This window comes from Pseudomonas sp. URIL14HWK12:I5, assembly GCF_900176445.1.
Lineage (GTDB): Bacteria > Pseudomonadota > Gammaproteobacteria > Pseudomonadales > Pseudomonadaceae > Aquipseudomonas > Aquipseudomonas monteilii.
Genome location: NZ_FWXQ01000001.1, coordinates 328897 through 343906, shown reverse-complemented (window position 1 = coordinate 343906; position 15010 = coordinate 328897). Strand labels below are relative to the sequence as shown.

At 64.8% G+C, this 15010-nt stretch carries 15 protein-coding genes and 1 other RNA gene; 8 read left to right on the top strand and 8 right to left on the bottom strand.

Going from position 1 to position 15010, the window contains the following annotated elements; all coding sequences use genetic code 11:
- Window positions 1-36 precede the first annotated feature (36 nt).
- From B9A31_RS01645 to B9A31_RS01615, 7 genes are all read right to left on the bottom strand, one after another.
- Complete coding sequence (locus B9A31_RS01645) at window positions 37-1659, bottom strand: ABC transporter permease (RefSeq protein ID WP_025752160.1); 1623 nt, start codon at window positions 1657-1659, stop codon at window positions 37-39.
- Between the two features lie 162 nt (window positions 1660-1821).
- The gene (locus tag B9A31_RS01640; protein WP_025752158.1) at window positions 1822-2823 is read right to left on the bottom strand and encodes an extracellular solute-binding protein; all 1002 of its coding nucleotides are present in this window, start codon (window positions 2821-2823) and stop codon (window positions 1822-1824) included.
- Window positions 2824-2940: 117 nt separating this feature from the next.
- Window positions 2941-4158, bottom strand: a complete 1218-nt coding sequence (locus B9A31_RS01635) for a 2-octaprenyl-3-methyl-6-methoxy-1,4-benzoquinol hydroxylase (protein ID WP_174244656.1) — start codon at window positions 4156-4158, stop codon at window positions 2941-2943.
- 9 nt (window positions 4159-4167) lie between these two features.
- Window positions 4168-4650, bottom strand: a complete 483-nt coding sequence (locus tag B9A31_RS01630; protein ID WP_019098102.1) for a DUF4442 domain-containing protein — start codon at window positions 4648-4650, stop codon at window positions 4168-4170.
- Entirely contained in the window at window positions 4647-5846 is a 1200-nt protein-coding gene (ubiH, locus tag B9A31_RS01625) for a 2-octaprenyl-6-methoxyphenyl hydroxylase (protein WP_019098103.1), read from the bottom strand. Before ubiH ends, B9A31_RS01630 begins: the two co-directional genes overlap by 4 nt.
- Window positions 5843-7177, bottom strand: coding sequence for a Xaa-Pro aminopeptidase (gene pepP, locus B9A31_RS01620; RefSeq protein WP_019098104.1), 1335 nt, complete (start codon window positions 7175-7177; stop codon window positions 5843-5845). The genes ubiH and pepP overlap by 4 nt, the downstream gene beginning before the upstream one ends.
- A gap of 21 nt (window positions 7178-7198) precedes the next feature.
- The gene (locus B9A31_RS01615) at window positions 7199-7753 is read right to left on the bottom strand and encodes a YecA/YgfB family protein (RefSeq protein ID WP_019098105.1); all 555 of its coding nucleotides are present in this window, start codon (window positions 7751-7753) and stop codon (window positions 7199-7201) included.
- Window positions 7754-7934: 181 nt separating this feature from the next.
- Here B9A31_RS01615 and B9A31_RS01610 point away from each other — a divergent pair, with 181 nt between their 5' ends.
- The 4 genes from B9A31_RS01610 to B9A31_RS01595 all read left to right on the top strand — a co-directional run bounded on the left by B9A31_RS01610 (window position 7935) and on the right by B9A31_RS01595 (window position 9321).
- Window positions 7935-8117, top strand: coding sequence for a TIGR02449 family protein (locus tag B9A31_RS01610; protein ID WP_029886233.1), 183 nt, complete (start codon window positions 7935-7937; stop codon window positions 8115-8117).
- Window positions 8114-8434, top strand: a complete 321-nt coding sequence (locus tag B9A31_RS01605) for a cell division protein ZapA (protein ID WP_019098106.1) — start codon at window positions 8114-8116, stop codon at window positions 8432-8434. Before B9A31_RS01610 ends, B9A31_RS01605 begins: the two co-directional genes overlap by 4 nt.
- Before the next feature lie 17 nt (window positions 8435-8451).
- A non-coding RNA gene (ssrS, locus tag B9A31_RS01600) (6S RNA) lies at window positions 8452-8631 on the top strand.
- Between the two features lie 81 nt (window positions 8632-8712).
- Entirely contained in the window at window positions 8713-9321 is a 609-nt protein-coding gene (locus B9A31_RS01595) for a 5-formyltetrahydrofolate cyclo-ligase (protein ID WP_025752146.1), read from the top strand.
- An 18-nt stretch (window positions 9322-9339) separates the two neighbouring features.
- Here B9A31_RS01595 and B9A31_RS27225 read toward each other — a convergent pair whose 3' ends face one another.
- Entirely contained in the window at window positions 9340-9495 is a 156-nt protein-coding gene (locus tag B9A31_RS27225; RefSeq protein ID WP_019098108.1) for a hypothetical protein, read from the bottom strand.
- 179 nt (window positions 9496-9674) lie between these two features.
- Here B9A31_RS27225 and B9A31_RS01590 point away from each other — a divergent pair, with 179 nt between their 5' ends.
- From B9A31_RS01590 to B9A31_RS01575, 4 genes are all read left to right on the top strand, one after another.
- Window positions 9675-10124: an EVE domain-containing protein gene (locus B9A31_RS01590; RefSeq protein WP_025752145.1), complete on the top strand. Its 450-nt coding sequence runs from the start codon at window positions 9675-9677 to the stop codon at window positions 10122-10124.
- A 95-nt stretch (window positions 10125-10219) separates the two neighbouring features.
- A complete protein-coding gene (locus tag B9A31_RS01585; protein WP_019098109.1) occupies window positions 10220-11179 on the top strand; it encodes an HlyD family secretion protein in 960 nt (319 codons plus the stop codon).
- Window positions 11176-13896 (top strand): ribosome-associated ATPase/putative transporter RbbA, encoded by a 2721-nt coding sequence (gene rbbA, locus B9A31_RS01580; protein ID WP_025752138.1) that lies wholly within the window; start codon window positions 11176-11178, stop codon window positions 13894-13896. The genes B9A31_RS01585 and rbbA overlap by 4 nt, the downstream gene beginning before the upstream one ends.
- Window position 13897: 1 nt before the next feature.
- A complete protein-coding gene (locus B9A31_RS01575) occupies window positions 13898-15010 on the top strand; it encodes an ABC transporter permease (protein WP_019096508.1) in 1113 nt (370 codons plus the stop codon).

Sequence of the window (15010 nt, the reverse complement as noted above, 5' to 3'; positions counted from 1 at the left end):
CGCGCATTGTAGCCGCAAGGTCGCAAGCTGGCACCCTCAGTGACTGTGACCGGGTCGACGCGCCGAACGGCGGATCAGGCCGATGACCGGCAGCAGGCCCACCAGCACCAGCGTCAATGCTGGCAGCGAGGCGCGCGCCCACTCGCCCTCGCTGGTCATCTCGAATACCCGAACGGCAAGGGTGTCCCAGCCGAACGGTCGCATCAGCAAGGTGGCCGGCATTTCCTTGAGCACATCGACGAACACCAGCAGCGCGGCACTGAGCGCGCCCGGGACCAGCAACGGTAGATACACCCTGAAAAACAATCTCGCGCCACCGACGCCCAGGCTGCGGGAGGCCTCGGGCAGTGACGGGCGAATACGTTCCAGGCTGCTCTCAAGCGGCCCGTAGGCCACTGCGATGAAACGCACCAGGTAGGCCAGCAGCAGCGCCGAGAGGCTGCCCAGCAACAGCGGCTTACCGGCCCCGCCCAACCAACTGGACAGCGGGATCACCAGGTGGTTATCGAGGTAACTGAAGGCCAGCATGATCGACACGGCCAGCACCGAGCCTGGCAAGGCATAGCCCAGGTTGGCCAGGCCGACCCCGGCGCGAATGCCACCGGTCGGTGCCTGGCGGCGGGCAAAGGCCAGCAGCAGCGCCACGCACACCGTCACCAGCGCTGCCATGCCACCCAGGTACAGGGTGTGCAGCACCAAGCCGACATAACGCTCGTCCAGGTCGTGTCGGCCACGCAGCCAGAACCACGCCAGCAGCTGCAGCAGCGGGATGACGAAGGCGCAAGCGAACACCAGCAGACACCAGCCGCTGGCCAGCAGTGCCTTGAACCCACGTAGGTGATACAGCGCCTGCGCGCGCGGACGTTCGTTGCCGCTGCGGCTGGCACCGCGGGCACGGCGCTCGCCGTACAGCACCAGCATGACCGCGAGCAACAGCAGGCTGGCCAGTTGGGCGGCACTGGAAAGGCTGAAGAAGCCGTACCAGGTCTTGTAGATCGCGGTGGTGAAGGTGTCGAAGTTGAACACCGCCACCGCGCCGAAGTCGGCCAACGTTTCCATCAGGGCCAGGGCGACGCCGGCACCGATGGCTGGCCGCGCCATGGGCAGGGCCACGCGCCAGAACGCTTGCACCGGTGACAGCCCCAATACCCGTGCCGCTTCCATCAGGCCCTTGCCTTGGGCCAGGAAGGCCGTGCGCGCCAGCAGGTAGACGTAGGGGTAGAACACCAGCACCAGGACGATGATCACCCCGCCAGTGGAGCGCACCCGTGGCAGGCGCATGGGCCCGAATACCTCGCGCAGGGCGCTTTGCACCGGGCCGGCGAAATCCAGCAGGCCGACGAAGACGAACGCCAGCACGTAGGCCGGGATGGCGAATGGCAACATCAGCGCCCAGTCCAGCCAGCGCCGGCCGGGGAACTCGCAGAGGCTGGTGAGCCAGGCGAGGCTGACGCCCAGCACGGTGACGCCGATGCCGACGCCCACCACCAGCGTCAGCGTGTTGCTGAGCAGACGGGCCATCTGGGTGTCGAGCAGGTGCGACCAGATTTGCGTATCGATCGACTGCCAGGACAGCAGCAGCACGCTCAAGGGCAACAGCACCAGGGCGGCGATCAGGGAGACCGGGAGGTACCAGCGGCGTTGGAGGGTGTGGGGCAAGTTGACTGTCTCTGTGGCTGATTTGCGACCGCTTTGCGGTCGTTCGCGGGCAAGCCCGCTCCCACACGGACCGCACAAGGTCTGGACTCTGTGCAGTTCCTGTGGGAGCGGGCTTGCCCGCGAAAGGGCCCTCGCAGGCCCCGGAAGGATAAGGCCTGGCGCTTAGTTGTAGCCAGCGCGATCCATCAAACGAATGGCTTCAGCCTGGCGCTTGCCGGCGATTTCCACAGGAATGGTATCGGCCTTGAAGCTGCCCCAAGCGGCCACTTCCTCCGATGGCTTCACCTTCGGGTTGGCCGGGAATTCCTGGTTGATGTCGGCGAACAGTTTCTGCGCCTCTTCGCCGGTCATCCATTCCACCAGCTTTTTCGCGGCCTCCGGGTGCGGCGCGTGCTTGGTCAGGCCGATACCCGACAGGTTCACATGCACACCACGGTCTCCCTGGTTGGGCCAGAAGATCTTCACCGGCAACTTCGGGTTCTGCTTGTGCAGGCGGCCGTAGTAGTAGGTGTTGACCACCCCCACGTCGCACTGGCCGGCCTCGATGGCCTGGATCACCGCGTTGTCGTCGGAGAACACGTCGGTAGACAGGTTGTTGACCCAGCCTTTGACGATTTGCTCGGTCTTGGGCTCGCCATGGGTTTCGATCAGGGTGGCGGTGAGCGACTGGTTGTACACCTTCTTCGCCGTGCGCAGGCACAGGCGGCCTTCCCACTGTTTGTCGGCCAGGGCTTCGTAGGTGCTCAGCTCTTCGGGTTTGACCCGCTCGGTGGAGTAGATGATGGTGCGCGCGCGCAGGCTCAGGCCAGTCCAGTCATGGGACGAGGCGCGGTACTGCGACGGGATGTTCTGGTCGATGATGTCGGACTTGATCGGCTGCAGGATGCCCATCTGCTCAGCCTGCCACAGGTTGCCGGCGTCGACGGTCAGCAGCAGGTCGGCCACGCCGTTTTCGCCCTCGGCCTTGATGCGCTGCATCAGCGGGGCTTCCTTGTCGGTGATGAACTTGATCTTGACCCCGGTCTTGGCGGTGTAGGCATCGAACACCGGCTTGATCAGCTCGTCGATGCGCGAGGAGTACACCACCACTTCGTCCGCCGCCTGGGCGGCGCCGCCGAACAGGGTCAGGGCCAGGGCGGCCAGTAGGGGCTTGCGTGGCAACATGTGAAGCACTCCTCGGATCGTTTGAGAGGTGCAAATGGTAGTGAATCCCATTTTCTGGCTCATCTACCTAGCCGTTACCGGATGTTGCAGAGGGGCCGCTTTGCGGCCCCAACAATCTCAAGCCTTGGCCAGTTCCGGCAGGTCCCCGGAAAGCCCCAACGCTTGCCGCACAAACACCGCTTTGGCCTCTGGCATCTTCTCCACCAGCTTCAACCCGCTATTTCGCAACCAACGCAACGGCAGCGGATCAGCCTGGAACAACCGCTCGAAACCTTCCATGGCCGCCATCAACGCCAGGTTGTGCGGCATGCGCCGCCGCTCGTAGCGGCTCAACACCTTCACATCTGCCAGCCGTTCACCACGCTCGCAGGCATTGACCAGCACCTCGGCCAGCACCGCAGCATCCAGGAAGCCCAGGTTCACACCCTGCCCGGCCAGCGGGTGAATGGTGTGCGCGGCATCGCCGATCAATGCCAGGCCTTCATCCACATAGCGCTTGGCGTGGCGCTGGCGCAGCGGCACGCACACCCGAGGGTCGCCCTGCAGTACATCACCCAGGCGCCCCTCGAAGGCGCGCTCAAGGGCCTGCAAGAAGGCCGCTTCATCCAGCGCCATCAACTGCTCGGCATGCTCTGGCGTGGTCGACCACACAATCGAGCACCAGTCGTGCTGGCCGTTGCGGGTCAACGGCAGGAACGCCAATGGCCCTTCATCGGTGAAGCGCTGCCAGGCCGTGCCCTGGTGCCCGGCGCTGCAACGCACGCTTGTCACGATGGCATGGTGCAGGTAATCCCACTCGCGGGTTTCGCAGCCGGCCAGGCGCCGCACGGCCGAATTGGCGCCGTCGGCCGCGATCACCAGCGGCGCACGCAGCTGACGGCCATCAGCCAGGGTCAGCAGCCATTCGTCACCCGAGCGTCGAAGTTGCTCCAGACGCGCGTTGGGCAACAGGCCTATGTCACTGTCGTGCAGGCGCTCCAGCAGGCCGTCCTGCACCACCCGGTTCTCGACGATATGGCCGAGCACCTGTGCATGCACACTGGCGGCCGAGAAGTGGATCTGCCCAGTGCCACTGCCGTCCCACACATGCATGTCGGAATACGGTGTGGCACGCCGTTGGGCAATGCCGTCCCAGGCGCCAAGGCGTTCGAGAATACGCTGGCTGGCCGCCGAAAGCGCACTGACACGCGGCTCGAACGGGGCTTGCGCATCGAATGGCTTGACCGTGAGCGGCCCGCCATCGAGCAAGAGGATTTGCAGGCCACTGTGGCGCAATGCCAGGGCCAGGGCGCTGCCGACCATACCGGCACCGACAATCAACAGATCTGCACGCATTTCCATGCCTTACGCCAGCCTCGCTTGCGGCTTGAGCCGCACGTATAGGGTTTTATCGACCCGCGCCACCAGTTCCCCGGCACCATCGCGGATATCGACCTGCAAACGCGGCAGGCACTTCTTGCCAGTGGCGGTCTGCTGGCGAATGTCGGCCAGCAGCGCGTCATCGACGTGGAATTCGGCATACACCGGCCCTTTGCCCGGCGAGATGAAATCGATGCTGGCGGCTTTGTCCCAGACGATGTAGTCGCGGCCCAGCTGCTCGATCAGCAGCAACATGTAGAACGGGTCGACCATCGAATACAGGCTGCCGCCGAACTGCGTACCGACATAATTGCGGTTCCAGCGGGTCAGCTTCATCGCCACCTTGACGCTGCGCATGTCCGGGCTGATGTGCTGCACACGGATCCCGGCGCCCAGGTAAGGTGGGTAGAGGTTCAGCAGCCAGCGCAGCATGCGCGCCCGGCGCGCCAGTTTACGCGGGTTGCTCATGCCTGGCCCCGCGGATCGGGTCGGGTACCCAGGCCCATGGCCTGGCGGGCAAACCAGCTTTTGGCCGGCGGCAGCAGGTCTAGCCCGAGCAGGCCGAGGTTACGCCCGGCGGCCAGCAACGGCTGGTTGCTGCCGAACAGGCGCGTGACCTGGTCGGAAAAGCCGATGGTCATGGCTTGGTCCAGACGCTGGCGCTGGTGATAGGCCTGCAGCGTGGTCAGGTCGCCAGGCTGCTGCGGTCCGGCCAGCAGCGCGTCGGCAAGCGATTGCACATCGCGCAGCGACAGGTTGAAACCCTGGCCGGCAATGGGGTGCAGGCTGTGCGCGGCATTGCCCAGTACCACCAGGTGCGGCCGCACCTGCTCCTGGGCCTCGATCAGCGACAGCGGGTACAGGTGACGCGCGCCAACCTGGCGCAACGCGCCCAGGCGATAGCCAAACACGCCCTGCAGTTCACGCAGGAAGCTGCGCTCGTCGATGTCGGCCAGACGCCGTGCATCCATGCCTTGGCGTGTCCAAACCAGCGCGCAGCGGTTTTCCGGCAGCGGCAGCAGGGCCATGGGGCCTTCTTCTGTGAAACGCTCGAACGCCTGGCCGCCGTGGGCTTCACCCGGGGTGATGTTGGCGATCAAGGCGCTCTGTTGGTAAGGCGTGTGGCGTACGTGAATACCCAGCTGCTCGCGCAGACCCGAACGGCCGCCGTCGGCCAGTACCGCCAGGTCGCATTCAAGCTGGGTATCGTCATTCAAGCGCAGGCGGTAACCACCTTCGATCGCCTGCATGGAGGTGACTTCCGCCGGGCAGCGCCAGCTCACCACCTCACTGTCCAACCCCTGCCACAGGCATTGGCCCAGCCAGGCGTTTTCCACCACGTAGCCCAACGCTGGAACGCCCTCTTCCAGGGCATCCAGGCGAGTGGCGCCAAAGCGGCCACGGTCGGACACGTGAATCTGACGGATCGGCTCTGCACGGTGACCAATGGCCTGCCACAGGCCCAGCTGCTGGTAGATCTGCCGGGTGCCGAACGACAACGCCGAAGAACGCGCATCGTAGCTGGGCTGGAAGCTGTCGCCGGGGGCGAACGGTTCGATCAGCAGGATCTTCCAGCCACGCGCCTTGGCCCCGGCTTGCAGGGCCAGAGCCAGGCTTGCACCAACCAGACCACCGCCGATGATCGCCAGGTTCACCCGGTTCATGCCGCGTCCTTGCGGGCGGCCTGCATCAGCGCCTCGATCTCGGCAACCGTGCGCGGCACGCCCGAAGTCAGGATTTCACAACCTTGCCTGGTCACCACCACGTCGTCCTCGATCCTTACACCAATGCCGCGCCACTTCCTGGCCACGGCCTGATTGTCGGCGCCAATGTAGATGCCCGGCTCGACGGTCAGCGCCATGCCGGGCTCAAGCACTCGCCACTCGCCCCCCACCTTGTACTCGCCCACATCGTGCACATCCATGCCCAGCCAGTGCCCGGCACGGTGCATGTAGAAGGCGCGGTAGGCCTCACTGTCGATCAGCGCCTGTACCTCACCGGTAAGCAGGCCCAATTCCACCAGGCCTTCGGTAATCACCCGCACGGTCGCCTCATGCGCGTGGTTCCAGTGCTTGCCGGGGGCAATTTCGGCAAAGGCCGCCGCCTGGGCCTTGAGCACCAGCTCGTAGATGGCCTTCTGCTCGGGCGAAAAACGCCCGCTAACCGGGAAGGTGCGGGTGATGTCGCTGGCGTAGCAGTCGATTTCGCAGCCGGCATCGATCAGCACCAGGTCGCCATCCTTGAGCAGGGCGTCGTTCTGCTGATAGTGCAGGATGCAGCCATTGCGCCCGGCTGCGACGATCGAGCCATAGGCCGGCATCTTCGCCCCGCCCTTGCGGAATTCGTAATCCAGCTCGGCTTCCAGGCTGTATTCGTGCAGCCCGGCCCGGCAGGCCTGCATGGCCCGCACATGGGCCCGTGCAGAAATGTCTGCCGCCGCGCGCATCACTTTTACTTCCGCCGCCGATTTATACAGACGCATGTCGTGCAGCAGATGATCCAGCGCAACGAACTCGTTCGGCGGCTGCGCGCCCAGGCGGGCCTTGGAGCGGATCACGTTGATCCAGTCCATCAGCCGGCGGTCGAACTCGGCATTGCTGCCCATGGCGCTGTACACCCGCTCGCGGCCTTCGATCAGGCCCGGCAGAATCTCGTCGATGTCGGTAATGGGGAAGGCATCGTCGGCGCCAAAATCGCGCACGGCGCCTTCCTGGCCGGCCCGCAGGCCGTCCCACAGCTCGCGCTCGGGGTTGCGTTCACGGCAAAACAGCACGTACTCGCCGTGCTCACGCCCGGGGATCAACGCAATCACTGCCTCAGGCTCCGGGAAGCCGCTGAGGTACTGGAAATCGCTGTCCTGGCGGTACACGTGCTCGACGTCGCGGTTGCGGATGGCAACTGCGGCGGCGGGCAGGATGGCGATGCTGTTGGGGACCATCTGCGCCATCAGCGCCTTGCGCCGACGGGCATACTCGGCCTTGGGAATGTGGCTCATGGGCAGACTACCCCCGGTTGATCAGTGCAGCGATGGCTTGGGCGCGGGTGCGGCCGGCTTGGCCAGCTCGGAGAACAGCAACAGCGGTGCCACGCGCAGGTATTCCATGACTTCCATGTAGTCGCTCTCGCCATCTTCGGACTCTTCGAGCGCTTCCTGCACCTGGGAAATGGCCACCAGGTCCTGCAGCACGTCCTTGGCTTCGTCGGACAGGTCCTTGCCACCGGCATTCAGGCCAAAACCGGTGATGAAGCCCTGGCACCACTGGCCCAGTGCGGTGGCGCGGTCGCCCAGTGCGGCGTCGTCGGAAGGCAACAGCAGGACAATGGCCATGTCGTCGCTGGTGAGCTCGCCCTTGACCATTTCCTGCAGGCCGACCAGGGCATTGCGCACGGTATCACCGGGCTCGGTTTCCAGCAGCTGGGCGGCATCTGCCAGCCAGCCGTCGGCGTCAAAGCCGGCACCGGCGCAGCTGCGGCCGATCAGCAGGCCGTGCAGCTCGGCCGGGGTAACAGGGTGGCCATTGCTCGAAAGCAGCATGGCGAAGGCGATGTAGGGCGATTGGGTATTGGGCATGGGCAGCTAGGCGCCAGACGGCGCAATGACTAGAATGGAGACCTTGTATCCTAGCACCGGCAGGCGCGCCAAGACCATCGGCACTGGCCGTCGCCGCCCAGGGAGAGGCATCATCGCCAGGTGACTCAACGACGGAGCGAATCGAGTGCAACCCACGCAAGAGAACGACCTGCAGGCACTGATGAGCCGATTCGAGTTGCTGATCGAACGCGTCGAGCAACTAAAACGGCAAAATGCACTCCTAGTAGCGCAGGAGAAATCCTGGCGCGAAGAGCGCGCCCACCTCATCGAAAAGAACGAGATCGCCAAGCGCAAAGTCGAGTCGATGATTTTACGCCTCAAGGCTCTGGAGCAAGACTCATGAGTTCAAGCAATAGCGTCACCGTGCAGATCCTCGACAAGGAATACTCGATCATCTGCCCGCCGGAAGAGCGCAACAACCTGGTCAGCGCCGCCCGCTACCTGGACGGCAAAATGCGCGAGATCCGCAGCAGCGGCAAGGTGATTGGCGCCGACCGTATCGCGGTGATGGCGGCCTTGAACATTACCCACGAGATGCTGCACCGCCAGGAAGACCGCAATGAAGCGCCGGCCGGCGGCACCACCCGCGAACAGGTACGCGACCTGCTGGAGCGGGTCGATCAGGCGCTGTCCGACGACACGGGTACCAAAATCGGCTGACATTGGTATACTGGCGCCACTCCCTGGGGGATGCGCCAGTCGGTTATGTCCCTGAGCCGATACGCACAACCACGGGGGTTGCACGCTGGGGCCGGTGTGCATGTCCGCCCGACGGAAAGCCTTAACGCCCCCTGCAATCTCCACCTTGAACTTTCGGGTTCAAGGGCTACACCGATAGCGGTCTTATCGGGGAGCCTGAATTTTCTTGCCCGCCCCTTCTGGCGGGCAATTCGTTTTGGCCAACAATGTCGGCCATCACTTCTGGGATCGCCCGTGCCATGACCGACACCGCGCCGCTCACCCGCCCCCAGCTCCGTCGCCTGCTTCGCAACGCCCGCCGCGCCCTTACCCCTGCCCAGCAACGCCAGGCCACCCTCGGCCTGTACCGCCAACTGGCGCAACACCCGCTGTTCCGCCGCGCCCGGCACATTGCCTTGTATTTGCCCAACGACGGCGAAATCGACCCCGGGCTGCTGCTGCGGGAAGCTCAACGCCGCGGCAAGCACACCTACCTGCCGGTGCTGCACGCCTGGCCACGTACACGCATGGTGTTCCAGCGTTTCGAGCAGGGCGAAAAGCTCAGGCCCAACCGCTTTCGTATTCCCGAACCGGTCACCGACCGCAAGCGCCAACGGCCGATCTGGGCGCTGGACCTGATCCTGCTGCCGCTGGTCGGTTTCGATGAAGTGGGCGGGCGCCTGGGCATGGGTGGCGGCTTTTATGATCGCAGCCTGGCCTACCAGGGGCGTCGCAAAACCTGGAAGAAGCCTTTGCTGCTGGGGCTGGCGCATGAATGCCAGAAGGTCGAGCGGCTGGCGCAGGCCAGTTGGGATGTACCGCTGCAGGGGACGGTCTCGGACCGTGGCTGGTACCTGGCGCCGCGTTGAGCGGCGCCAGCGAGGGCATCAACGTTGTGGTGGCTGGCTGGCGTCGACCGGCATCTGGTAGGCGTTGTCCAGCTTGCGCTCCCAGAACCCTTGCGCATAACCGGTAGTGACCACACCCAGGCCAAAAATGAACACCAGGATCCACAGCAGATCCGGCTTTTTACGTTGATTCATCGAAGAATGCCCCCCAGGCAAACTGTTCAGTGCGCGGCGATTTTCTGGGAATCGCCAGCGCATAGCGCTTTAAACGGGGCGCATTTTCCGACAACCTGCGTCCGCACGCAAACCTTGACGCCAACCGGCTGTCGGTTTCGTGCAACAGGTTATTTCAAACCTTTTCAGGAGCGACATCCATGGCCTATTGGCTGATGAAATCCGAGCCCGACGAGCTCTCCATCGAAGCCCTCGGCCGCTTGGGCGAAGCGCGCTGGGACGGCGTGCGCAACTATCAGGCGCGTAATTTCCTGCGGGCCATGAGCGTGGGTGACGAATTTTTCTTCTACCACTCCAGCTGCCCGCAACCGGGCATCGCCGGCATTGCCAGGATCACCCGCGCAGCATACCCCGACCCGACCGCGCTGGACCCGCAAAGCCACTATTACGATGCCAAGGCCACGCCCGAGAAAAACCCGTGGAGCGCGGTGGATGTGGCCCATGTGCAAACCCTGCCTCGGGTGCTGGAGTTGGGCTGGCTGAAACAACAAGCCGGCCTGGCCGAGTTGCCGCTGGTGCAAAAAGGCAGCCGCCTGTCGGTGATGCCGGTAACACCCGAACAATGGGCGGTGATTGTCGCGTTGCGTTGAATGTGCAGCTAAGGTCAAGGGTTTGACCGATATCAACACGCCATACAGGGCCGCGCGCCATGATGTGCTGTGCATGACCGCAAGGATGCAGAACGATGAACCGATATGCCCCCAGAATCTTCGCCACCGCACTGATCGCCCTGCTGGCAACAGCTGGTGGTCTGGGGTACTGGAAATCGCTCCACGACCAGTTGCCCGAAGGGCTGAGCATGGGAAATGGCCGCCTGGAGGCCACCGAAGTGCAGATCGCCAGCAAAATCCCCGGTCGCCTGGCCGAAGTGCTGGTCGACGAAGGCGACAAGGTCGCCCGCGGCCAGTTGCTGGCACGTATCGACACCCGCACCATGGAAGCCCAGCGCAGCCAGGCCGAAGCCGAAGTGCTGCGCGCCCGGGAAAACTACGCAGCGGCCCAAGCGTCCGTACAGTTGCGCCAGAGCGAATTGCTGCTGGCCAGCCAGGAACTCAAGCGCGTGCGCGAAATTTTCCAGCGCAAGTACGCCAGCCAGCAGTTGCTCGACCAACAGCAGGCGCGCTTCGACACGGCCAACTCGGCCGTGGTCGCGGCCCGCGCCCAGCTGGCAGCGATCAAGGCCGCCATCGGCGCAGCCGAAGCCCAGGTGGCCCAGCTCACCAGCGAAATCGACGACAGCAGCCTGCGTGCGCCCATCGCCGGCATTATCCAGTTGCGCCTGGCCGAGCCCGGTGAAGTGCTGGGTGCTGGCGGCCGCGTGCTGATGCTGATCGACCCCAGCGACCAGTACATGAACCTCTACCTCCCGGCTTCCACCAGCGGCCGGCTGACGGTAGGCGACCAGGCGCGGATCGTGCTCGACGCCCTGCCCGAGCGCGCCCTTGCGGCGAAAGTGGCTTTCGTTGCGGCCAAGGCCCAGTTCACCCCCAAACAGGTGGAAACCCGCGACGAGCGGCAGAAGCTGGTGTTTCGGGTAAAACTGCGCCTGACCGATCCGGGCACCGTGCCGCAGGCCAAACCGGGCATGCCTGGCGCCGGCTACGTGCGCACGGCTGAGGTGGACTGGCCGGCCAACCTGCAATGAACGCCCCGGCACTGCTGGCCGAGGGTATCAGCCACCGCTACGACGACCTGACGGCCCTGCATACACTGGGTTTCAGCCTGCCTGCCGGTACCCGCTGCGCACTGATCGGCCCTGACGGCGCGGGCAAATCGACCCTCCTTGGGCTGATCGCCGGCGTGAAGCGCCTGCAACAGGGCGAGCTGCAGGTGCTGGGCGGCTCGATCCGCCAGCGCCGTCATCGGGCGGCGCTGTACCCGAAGGTGGCGTTCATGCCGCAGGGGCTGGGCAACAACCTGTACCCGGAACTGTCGATCAGCGAGAACATCCGCTTTTTCGCCACCCTGTTCGGGCTGGGCCGGCGCGAGTGCGAGCAGCGTATGGCCAACCTGCTGCAAGCCACCGACCTGCAGCGCTTTGCCGAGCGGCCGGCCGGCAAGCTGTCAGGCGGCATGAAGCAGAAGCTGGGCCTGTGCTGCGCGTTGATCCACGAGCCGGACCTGCTGATCCTCGACGAGCCGACCACTGGCGTAGACCCGTTGTCGCGGCGGCGCTTCTGGGAGCTGGTCGAACAGGTACGCGCACAACGCCCCCAATTGACACTGTTGGTGGCCACCGCCTACATGGAAGAAGCCGAACAATTCGAGCATTGCCTGATGCTCGATGGCGGCCGCCTGCTGGCCGCAGGCCCCAGTCATGAGCTGGCCGCAGCCACCCCCAGTGGCAAGCTGGACGACGCCTTCACCCACTACCAGGGCGCAGGCAAGGCTCAGCATCAACCCCTGACCATCCCGCCGCGTGAGGCCAAGGACGGCCAGATCGCCATTGAAGCCCACGACCTGACCCTGCGCTTTGGCGACTTCACAGCCGTGAACAAGGTCAGCTTCGCCATCGGCCGTGGGGAGATCTTCGGCTTCCTCGGCTCCAACGGCTGCGGCAAGACAACCACCATGAAAGTGCTCACCGGCCTGATGCCGGCCAGCGAGGGCAGCGCCAGCCTGCTGGGGCGCCCGGTGGACGCCAGCGACCTGGCCACGCGCAAGCGGGTCGGTTTCATGTCGCAGAGCTTCTCGCTGTATGGTGAGCTCAGTACCCGGCAAAACCTGGCCTTGCATGCCCGCCTGTTCGACCTGCCCAAGGCCGAAAGCGCCCAGCGCATCGACGAATTGATAGAGCGCTTCGACCTCGCCGCTATCGCCGACCAGCCGTCCGGCGCCCTGCCGCTTGGCCTGCGTCAGCGCCTGTCGTTGGCGGTGGCGGTGCTGCACCGCCCGGAAGTGTTGATCCTCGACGAACCGACCTCTGGCGTCGACCCGGCCGCCCGCGACGACTTCTGGCGCCTGCTGGTAGAACTGTCCCGCGAGCAGGGCGTGACCATTTTCCTTTCCACTCACTTCATGAACGAAGCCCAGCGCTGCGACCGCATCTCGCTGATGCATGCCGGGCGGGTACTGGCCTGCGACACACCGGATGCCTTGCAGCGCCAGTACCACGGCGACACCCTGGAGGACGCATTCGTGCGCTGCCTGGAGCAAGCCCAGGCGCTGGCACCACAAGCCACGGACAACGCTGTGCTGGAGCAGACCGCCACGGCCGCGCCGCCGCTGCGCCGGGGCTTCAGCCTGCGCCGCCTGCTGGCGGTGGCCAGCCGCGAGGGCAAGGAGCTGCTGCGCGACAAGGTACGCCTGGCCTTCGCCCTGCTGGGTGCGCTGTTCATGATGGTGATCTTCGGCTACGGCATTTCGCTGGATGTGGAAAACCTTGCCTTTGCTGTACACGACCAGGACCAGAGCCCGCAAAGCCGGGCCTACCTTGAGGCCTTCCGTGGCTCACGGTATTTCGCCGAGCAGGCGCCGATCCGCGACAGCCGCGAAATGCACCAGCGCCTGCAACGCTCGGAAATCAAACTGGCGCTGGAGATTCCTCCCGGTTTTGGGCGTGACCTGTATGCCGGACGCCAGCCGGTGGTGGCAGCCTGGCTCGACGGCGGCATGCCGTTCCGTGCAGAAACCAGCCGCAACTACGTGGAAGCCGTGCACCAGGCCAACCTGGAGCAATTGGCAAGGGCCAGCCCACAGCCGCAGGCGCGGCAGGACCTGGTGCGTCTGGAAACGCGTTTTCGCTACAACCAGGACGTGGTCAGCGTGAATGCCATCGGCCCGGGCGTGATGGCACTGATCCTGGCCTTCATCCCGGCCATGCTTACTGCGCTGGGCATCGTCCGCGAGAAAGAGCTGGGCTCCATCACGAACTTCTATGCCACCCCCCTCACGCGCCTGGAGTTCCTGCTGGGCAAGCAGATGCCCTACCTTGCCGTGAGCCTGGTCAACCTGGCGCTGCTGGTGGCGATGAACCGCTGGCTGTTCGCCGTGCCGCTCAAGGGCAGCGTGCTGGCCCTGGCCTGCGGGGGTGTGGCCTACCTGCTGGCCACCACCAGCCTGGGCCTGCTGATCTCGGCGTTCACCCGCACCCAGATCGCGGCCATCCTGGGCACCATGATCATCACCAGCCTGCCAACGATCCAGTTTTCCGGGCTGATCGTGCCACGCTCGTCGCTGGACGGCGCAGCGGCGGTGATGGGCCAGCTGTTCCCGGCGGGCTATTTCCTCGATATCGCGGTCGGCACCTTCACCAAGGCACTGGGCCTGCGCGAACTGTGGCCGCAGTGCCTGATCCTGCTGGGCTTCTTTGCCGCGTTCACCGGCCTGAGCCTGGCCATGCTGAAGAAGCAGGAGGCCTGACATGTCGCGCCTGAACCACACCCTGCGCCTGGGCCTGAAAGAACTGACCAGCCTGCGCCACGACAGCGTCCTGCTGCTGTTCCTGCTGTATGCCTTCAGCGTGGCGATCTACATGCCGGCAGCCGGCTCGGTGATTGGCGTGCACAACGCCAGCGTCGCGGTGGTGGACGAAGACCACAGCCTGCTCTCACGCAAGCTCAGCGAAGCCTTGCAACCGCCGGAGTTCCAGCCCGCCGTGCCGCTGGCACCGGAGCACCTGGACCAGGCCATGGACAGCGGCCAGTACACCTTCGTGATCAATGTGCCGGTGAATTTCCAGAGCGACCTGTTGGCCGGGCGTTCGCCGGAGTTGCAGATCAATGTCGATGCCACGGCCATGAGCCAGGCGTTCATGGGCGCTGGCTATATCGGCCGCATCTTCGAGCGTGAACTGCTCGACTACAGTCAACGCGGCAATGTGCAAAGCCCAGTGCTGATCAACCCCAAAGCGCTGTTCAACCCCAACCTGGAGGGCGGTTGGTTTCTGGCGGTGATCCAGATCGTCAACAACATCACCATTCTGGCGATCATCCTCACCGGCACCGCGCTGCTGCGTGAGCGTGAGCACGGCACCCTCGACCACCTGCTGGTGCTGCCGCTGACGGCACTGGAAATCATGCTGGCGAAGATTGGCAGCAACGCGCTGGTAGTGGTGATCTGCACGTGGATTTCGCTGGTGGTGGTGGTGAAAGGTGCGCTGGGCGTGCCGTTGTCCGGCTCGATGGGGCTGTTCCTGGCCGTGACGGCGCTGTACCTGTTCGCCAGTACCGCGCTGGGCATCTTCCTCGCCACCCTGGCGCGCTCGACACCGCAGTTCGGCCTGCTGGCGATCCCGGTGATCATCCCGATGCTGTTGCTGTCAGGCGGCAGCACACCGCTGGACAGCATGCCGCAGTGGTTACAGTGGGTGATGCAGGGCTCGCCGTCGACACACTTCGTCAGCCTGGGGGCTGCGATCCTGTTCCGGGATGCAGGCTGGGCGGTGGTATGGCCGGATATCCTGGCGCTGGGCCTGATCGGCCTGGTGTTCTTCAGCGTGGCGCTGGCGCGGTTTCGTCGGAGCCTGGCGTCCTGA

What these genes read in the sequence shown, in the direction of transcription:
- B9A31_RS01640 (WP_025752158.1), bottom strand. Translation starts at nt 2,823, where the DNA reads ATGTTGCCACGCAAGCCCCTACTGGCCGCCCTGGCCCTGACCCTGTTC.
- B9A31_RS01635 (WP_174244656.1), bottom strand. Translation starts at nt 4,158, where the DNA reads ATGCGTGCAGATCTGTTGATTGTCGGTGCCGGTATGGTCGGCAGCGCC.
- B9A31_RS01630 (WP_019098102.1), bottom strand. Translation starts at nt 4,650, where the DNA reads ATGAGCAACCCGCGTAAACTGGCGCGCCGGGCGCGCATGCTGCGCTGG.
- ubiH (WP_019098103.1), bottom strand. Translation starts at nt 5,846, where the DNA reads ATGAACCGGGTGAACCTGGCGATCATCGGCGGTGGTCTGGTTGGTGCA.
- pepP (WP_019098104.1), bottom strand. Translation starts at nt 7,177, where the DNA reads ATGAGCCACATTCCCAAGGCCGAGTATGCCCGTCGGCGCAAGGCGCTG.
- B9A31_RS01615 (WP_019098105.1), bottom strand. Translation starts at nt 7,753, where the DNA reads ATGCCCAATACCCAATCGCCCTACATCGCCTTCGCCATGCTGCTTTCG.
- B9A31_RS01610 (WP_029886233.1), top strand. Translation starts at nt 7,935, where the DNA reads ATGAGCCGATTCGAGTTGCTGATCGAACGCGTCGAGCAACTAAAACGG.
- B9A31_RS01605 (WP_019098106.1), top strand. Translation starts at nt 8,114, where the DNA reads ATGAGTTCAAGCAATAGCGTCACCGTGCAGATCCTCGACAAGGAATAC.
- B9A31_RS01595 (WP_025752146.1), top strand. Translation starts at nt 8,713, where the DNA reads ATGACCGACACCGCGCCGCTCACCCGCCCCCAGCTCCGTCGCCTGCTT.
- B9A31_RS27225 (WP_019098108.1), bottom strand. Translation starts at nt 9,495, where the DNA reads ATGAATCAACGTAAAAAGCCGGATCTGCTGTGGATCCTGGTGTTCATT.
- B9A31_RS01590 (WP_025752145.1), top strand. Translation starts at nt 9,675, where the DNA reads ATGGCCTATTGGCTGATGAAATCCGAGCCCGACGAGCTCTCCATCGAA.
- B9A31_RS01585 (WP_019098109.1), top strand. Translation starts at nt 10,220, where the DNA reads ATGAACCGATATGCCCCCAGAATCTTCGCCACCGCACTGATCGCCCTG.
- rbbA (WP_025752138.1), top strand. Translation starts at nt 11,176, where the DNA reads ATGAACGCCCCGGCACTGCTGGCCGAGGGTATCAGCCACCGCTACGAC.
- B9A31_RS01575 (WP_019096508.1), top strand. Translation starts at nt 13,898, where the DNA reads ATGTCGCGCCTGAACCACACCCTGCGCCTGGGCCTGAAAGAACTGACC.